The sequence below is a fragment of the Flectobacillus sp. genome (assembly GCF_049240685.1).
GTDB lineage: Bacteria > Bacteroidota > Bacteroidia > Cytophagales > Spirosomataceae > Flectobacillus.
Map to the genome: position 1 here is coordinate 1 of NZ_JBMLSD010000162.1, position 6,204 is coordinate 6,204.

Annotated in this window: 8 protein-coding genes; 2 read left to right on the forward strand and 6 right to left on the reverse strand. The window is 36.2% G+C overall.

The features are described 5' to 3' along the window. The first annotated feature begins 118 nt into the window (after positions 1-118). Positions 119-1,657 carry a subtype B tannase gene (locus tag ACOVQ4_RS07375; protein WP_421820009.1) on the forward strand — a complete coding sequence of 513 codons (1,539 nt, stop codon included), beginning with the start codon at positions 119-121 and terminating at the stop codon, positions 1,655-1,657. A gap of 71 nt (positions 1,658-1,728) precedes the next feature. Here the strand turns inward: ACOVQ4_RS07375 and ACOVQ4_RS07380 are convergent, their stop codons facing one another. From ACOVQ4_RS07380 to ACOVQ4_RS07395, 4 genes are all read right to left on the reverse strand, one after another. Further along, on the reverse strand, positions 1,729-2,337 hold the full coding sequence (locus ACOVQ4_RS07380) for a hypothetical protein (protein WP_421820010.1): 609 nt from the start codon (positions 2,335-2,337) through the stop codon (positions 1,729-1,731). A gap of 148 nt (positions 2,338-2,485) precedes the next feature. After that, positions 2,486-3,361, reverse strand: coding sequence for a VOC family protein (locus ACOVQ4_RS07385; protein WP_421820011.1), 876 nt, complete (start codon positions 3,359-3,361; stop codon positions 2,486-2,488). Positions 3,362-3,468: 107 nt separating this feature from the next. Beyond that, positions 3,469-3,879, reverse strand: a complete 411-nt coding sequence (locus ACOVQ4_RS07390; protein WP_421820012.1) for a DoxX family protein — start codon at positions 3,877-3,879, stop codon at positions 3,469-3,471. A 101-nt stretch (positions 3,880-3,980) separates the two neighbouring features. Then, complete coding sequence (locus tag ACOVQ4_RS07395; protein ID WP_421820013.1) at positions 3,981-4,568, reverse strand: Crp/Fnr family transcriptional regulator; 588 nt, start codon at positions 4,566-4,568, stop codon at positions 3,981-3,983. A 225-nt stretch (positions 4,569-4,793) separates the two neighbouring features. Between ACOVQ4_RS07395 and ACOVQ4_RS07400 the strand changes: the two genes are divergently transcribed. Then, entirely contained in the window at positions 4,794-5,024 is a 231-nt protein-coding gene (locus ACOVQ4_RS07400) for a hypothetical protein (protein WP_421820014.1), read from the forward strand. A gap of 233 nt (positions 5,025-5,257) precedes the next feature. Here the strand turns inward: ACOVQ4_RS07400 and ACOVQ4_RS07405 are convergent, their stop codons facing one another. Then, positions 5,258-5,623 carry a DUF1304 domain-containing protein gene (locus ACOVQ4_RS07405; protein WP_421820015.1) on the reverse strand — a complete coding sequence of 122 codons (366 nt, stop codon included), beginning with the start codon at positions 5,621-5,623 and terminating at the stop codon, positions 5,258-5,260. 180 nt (positions 5,624-5,803) lie between these two features. Then, positions 5,804-6,204 (reverse strand): DUF4272 domain-containing protein (locus ACOVQ4_RS07410; protein ID WP_421820016.1); only part of this gene is annotated, 401 nt, incomplete at its 5' end.

Consider the following 6,204-nt stretch of genomic DNA (forward strand, 5'->3'; position numbering starts at 1 on the left):
AAAATTTGACTATAATCTTTTGATTATGAATATCTTAAAATAACCAATATACTGTTAACTAATAACGTTTTCCTACTTATTCTAAATTCATTTTAAATATTTCAACCAACTCATAGCAATGAAAACCCACCTAATCAATTATTGGAGTATTTTAAGTTTGGCGCTTTGTTCATTCACTTCATCAAAACCAGATCTTAGTTTTCAAACACAAAAATATGTTTCTCAAACACTTACTTATGAAGGAAAAACCTTTACCGTAAGAGCTTATGAAAATATTATATATGTAGCGAACCCTGTAGATACAGCTTACCAAAAAATGAATATCTATATTCCAGAGGAGTACTTTTCTGGAAAGAAAGTAAATGGTTATACAGCCGAAACGGCTCCCATTTTCTTTCCAAATAAAATAGGAGGATATATGCCTGCACAACCTGCCACCCTCAAAGAAATGCCAATGGGAGGAATGGGAGGTAATCGACCTCCAATGAATGGAATGCCACCTATGGGCGACAGAAGACCTGAAGCTGCGCCAGCCATGACACAAGCAAAGCCTTCAACGGTAGTGGCTGCCTTAGCCAAAGGTTATGTAGTTGCTTCGGCAGGAGCAAGGGGACGTACTTTGAAAGCTAGCAATGGCGAATACACAGGTAAAGCACCTGCTGGAATTGTAGATTTGAAAGCTGCGGTACGCTACTTAAAATTTAATGATAATCGAATGCCAGGTGATGCCAATAAAATCGTTTCGAATGGTACAAGTGCCGGTGGTGCTATGTCGGCTTTAGTTGGCGCAACAGGAAATAATCCAGACTATGAGCCTTACCTAAAAGCCTTGGGTGCTGCCAATGGAACCGACGATGTTTTTGCGGTTTCTGCTTATTGCCCAATTACCAATTTAGACCACGCTGATATGGCCTATGAATGGCAGTTTAATGGTATCAATACATATAAAAAAGGCTGGCCAGCTCCTGCCAAAAACAGCGATCCCGCTTCGGTATTGAGCGACGAACAAATGAAGGTTTCAGCACAATTGAAAACGCTGTTTCCTGCCTATATAAACAGCTTAAACCTAAAAGATGCTAAAGGGAAATCTTTGACGATGGATACCGATGGAAATGGGAGTTTTAAAGAGTTAGTGATTAGTTATGTAATCGCTTCGGCACAGAAAGCCATGGATACAGGAAAAGATATGACAGCTTATTCTTTCTTGAAAATTGCTGAAAATAAAGTGATATCCCTAGATTTTGCTGCTTATCTCAACTACATGGAACGGATGAAAACGCCTCCTGCTTTTGATGCCTTGGACCTTTCTACTGGCGAAAATATGCTATTCGGTTCGGCAACGGTTGATAAACAGCATTTTACAGAGTTTGGTCAGAATAATACAAAGACTGAGGCTTCGAGTGTGGAGGGAAAATTTGTAAAAATGATGAATCCCATGTACTACATTGGTCAAGAAAATACGACAAATGCTAAACACTGGCGTGTAAGACACGGTTCTAAAGACAAAGATACTTCGTTGGCCATCTCTGTAATATTGACAACGGCATTACAAAATAAGGGTATTGATGCCAATTTGGAATTTCCTTGGGACAAACCCCATAGTGGCGATTATGACCTCGATGAGCTATTTACTTGGATAGATGGTCTGTGTAAATAAAAAAAGTGATAAAATATTTAAAACCTCCCGATGATTTGATTTCAACTTGTCGGGAGGTTTTGATATAATTGCTAAAGTTGTCTAGCCATAAAATTGGATTCAGCAAATAAGATATCTTTTTGTATTGCGCCTTCCTCTATAAATTTTAAAGATTTTGTTCCATCATCATAAAAAATCGATCTATTGGGATTGTTATTGAACGTCCATGAAAGTTGAAGCATAAGAAGTATTTTTTTGTTGTTTAATGCCCCTTTAAGCTGCTCTATTTGAGAGATATTTTCAATGGTTTGATGGAAATTGTTTTGTACTACCGCAGTGAATTCTGAAGGGATATTTTCTGAAAAAGCTATATTCTTTACTTTACTTTTTTCGTCAAAAGAGATTAAAAATGAAAAAGTACCTTGAAAATGATGCACACTTTTCATGAATGTTCGCTTATAAATACTGCTCATTCCATTCGGTACGGACTGAGATATACGTCGGTCTTCCCAAAATAAGTTCGTAAAAATTGAAGCAGTCTGACAATCTGTATCAGCGGGGTCTGTTTCTTGAGCTCTTTTGACCCACTTATTTATCCTTTGACTAGAATCTGCCTGGTATGAGGAGGTTTGTGCTGTGATTCCTTGTGCAATCGAAACTAGAAGGATGGATAAGACAAGATGTAGTTGAAGGTTCTTCATAGGGCATTTGTGATTTATTTGGTGTGATATCAACTAAATTTACTTAAAGATTGCCGTATTTCCTAAGTTAAGATGCAGTAATCTGATAGTCGAGCTAACCTTTACAAAAAAGCCATTGAGACGAAGCCTTGAACAAGTAAAGTCAATTTTATGAAGTAGTCAGGGAAATTTTATTGCCAGTAGGGTCAACCAGATAATTCTCAGAATCTTTTGAAAAATTACAGCTACTGAGAGCTTCATTTAGTAAGGAGTTGTTATGATATACTAATTCAAAATGCCTTAATCCAGCAGAATGAGCGGGGGCCAAGGGTTTGTTGAATCCATGCCAAGAATTGAGCGCAATCCGATGTTGATAAAAACCACCAGCTCCCAAATCGGCATAGAGATATTCTGATAAATGATTGAACTGTCGAAATCCTATATTTTGATAAAATAAATTGGTTTGCTCAATATTCTTTGCATAAAAATGAAAATGACCGATTTTTGTATTTTCAGAAAGTTCGAGTTTTTCGCTGTTGGGAGGTAATTCTTGTAAAAGTTGATTGACAGATAATAGTCCAGAAACTGGTCTTTTGTTACCATCACTATCTTCAATCATCAAGCCTTCGGAGGCGATAACTTTTTTAAATCTCTCGGGAGTTTCTAAGGCAAATTCGATGTTGATGCCATCAGGATCTTTCAAATATACCGATTTGGACATCACATGGTCTACTGGAGAAAAAGGATATTTCTCCGACAAAAGATTGAATACAATCTTGGCGAACTCTTTTTCGTCTGCCACGTGAATAGCAAAATGATATAAACCGCTAAAGCCTGTTTGAAATGGCATTTTTGCCTCTTGATGCAAGACCACAAGCGTTTTTTGATGAGTGCCAATTTCAGCAGAATTGATTTTTAGGTTTCTAATTTGCAAACCTCCAATTTTTTGCCAAAATTCTAAACTTTGTTGTAGATTGGTCACATTGAGGTGCACCGCTCCAAATGTGATTAATTCTGTTTGTGGCATATCATTGGTTTGGCTCATGGTATTGGAGTGCAAATCTGATGAATAATAAGGATTGGCAAATATTTTTATAACTAAAAAAGGGAAATCTTAACTGAGAAGTCAATACTTCCCCTTTTTGTAAGAGATTAGGCTATTTTAGGATATATTGGCACTTTTTTGGTACGGCCCCAGGCAATAAATACAGCCAAAAGTAGTAACACGAAGTTGGTACCTATTACCGAAGTTTCGCCACGACTTACATGGAAAAATGCTGCTAAGACTTGCACCAAGGCCAGTCCCGAGGCTGCGAGAGGGGTAAGCTGGGGTTTGATACGTAGTAACGAAGGCAGTAATAGCCCAAGCCCTCCCAACAATTCGCTAAGACCAATAAAACGAACTAAGGCCGAAGGTACAGCAGCTGCCCATGGAAGCATTTTGGCTAATTCTGGGATAGGTTGAAAAGATTTCATGCCTCCCGCCATAATAAACATAGCGCCAAGCAAAACTTGCACAATCCAAAGTGTGATATGCAATCCTTTTGATGATGATTTTTCCATAAGATGATAATTTTGACGATTTTGATACAAAATTATCTGCTCAGGGACTGACAGGACGATGAGGTAGATTAAAAAAAAACGTTGACATATATCAACGTTTTTTATCTATTTTTTGCAAAATTATTTCTAATTCTACTAAGAGTTTCTTTTGTCATTCCCAAATAGGAGGCAATGATATGTTGAGGAAATCGATGCAAAAATTCTGGATAGGTCTTTTCCAATTCGCTTAGTCTTTCCTCTGCCGAAAGAGTTTTTGAACTATGTACTCTTTTTAAAAGTTTAAAAGCCTGATTTGTGGATAGTTTTTGACTAAGTTCTTGGATAAATCTCTGATTTTGAAGTTTTTCGAGGTGTAATTCCTTAGAGATTATAAGGACTGCGGTATCCTCAAAAGCCTCAATAAAATAAGGAGAGGGCGTATTGTTTATAAAACTTTCGCGATCACCAACCCACCAATTTTCAATAAAAAGATTGAGAATATTCTCTTTCCCCGTTTCATCTATCGTATACTGTTTAAACGAACCTTTTACTACAAACCCTGACACTTTACACACATCACCCGCTTCAAGAAATAACTTATGTTTTCGGATTTTTTTGAGCACAAATGTTTCTCGAATAATGTCAATTTCGTCCAATGATAGAGGATTGTCAAGCGTTTGATTAAGGTATGTGATTAAACTTTCGTGCATTGTCAAAATCAGCTAACTCGAATAATTGAGATTATAAATAATAGACAAATTTAGTCCTTTTTGAAGGTTGTGACAAATCTTTGGAGTTTAAACCGTAAAAACGCCTACTACTGCTATTTGAAAATGACAGAGTAAATCATGGATTTTCAATTGTATGAAATTTGTTTTGAGTAATATTTAAGATTTTATCCTTTAAAAAAAAGGAATAAAGAAAATCTAAAATCTATGCTCAAATCTCTAACTATCTTTCTTACATGTTATATGTTAGCCTTATTCTTCCCAACCTTTGCGCAGTTTGGTACAAAATGGGGCGATCAAGGAAATGGCACTTTCCAAAACCCTGTATTGCCTTCTGATTTTAGTGATTTGGATGCTATTCGAGTTGGAGATGACTTTTATGCTAGGCTTAATGAGGTGGGGATTTCAACACAACCAAGTTCAAAATTATTACGATAGATTATTAGTATTCCAAATGTTCAATTTAGCTCTTCTGCCCTTAATAGGGCAGAAGTTGGTGGCTATTTATTGCAATAATACAAGTTAGGCGAAGTACTTTTAGGCAAGATTTGTCGTACTGGTTTATTGCATTTGCCAAGCGGATAGGGCTTTTAGGCATGGAATTTTGGCACTCAAGTTAAGCCGCACCACTTGGCACAAATCAATGTCGGTGGTATTCCTTTATTTTTGTATTATTTTGAAAGTAACAAACCTATTAGGGTAACTATTGCAGGTAACGCCTGAACAAAAAAGATTTTTTTACTAGCACTAAATGCTCCATATATACCAGCAACTGCTACACAAGTCAAGAAAAAAATAGCTATGTTATCCGACCAGGTTTTGTCTGTTATCATAAATGTCCAGAATAAACCTGCTGATAAAAAACCATTGTATAAACCTTGATTAGCCGCTAAACCTTTGGTTGGTGTAAATAAATGTTCTGGTAAGGATTTAAAAGTTTTTTTACCAATAGTTTCCCAAGCAAACATTTCAAAATATAAAATGTACAAATGCTCTAAAGCGACTATTCCGATTAAAATTTTTATTACTATGTCCATATTTATGTTTATTTATTAGATTTTCTATAAAATCACCACCACAGGCAGTCGTTGAAAAAACGCAAAATCTATGCCCAAATATTCAGATTTGCACAAAAATCCAATCTAAGAACTACCATTGAGATTTGGACTAAATCCGCCATTTTGCGATGCTGCTGTTGGTGGTTGTTTATTCCATCATTATGTATTGGTTGTAGTATTGTCCCACTCTTGATTTAGGTGATTTATTAACCAATTCAAAGCATAATGTCTTTCGTAAACTACACTTGGATTAAGTCCGCTTGGGGCTACTTCATTCTTAACTCTTGCATTTACACAAGCCCAATTTAAACGCAGAATTAAGTCTGCTTGGTCTAAAATTTCTTCTTTCGTTCTCAGTTTTGCTGTGTTTCTAAACTCTTGTTCAGTTTTTGAAAATAAAATTCCAACGTCTTCGCCAATATTACAGATATCCGCAGGGAAATGCAAATTATCAATAAAAGACAAAGACCAAAGTAAAGTGTGATAACTCTCTGCTCTCCAATTTGCATTTGCTAGTTCTTGTTCTGATGGATTTTCGTTGTTAGCAAATTGTAGTTCTA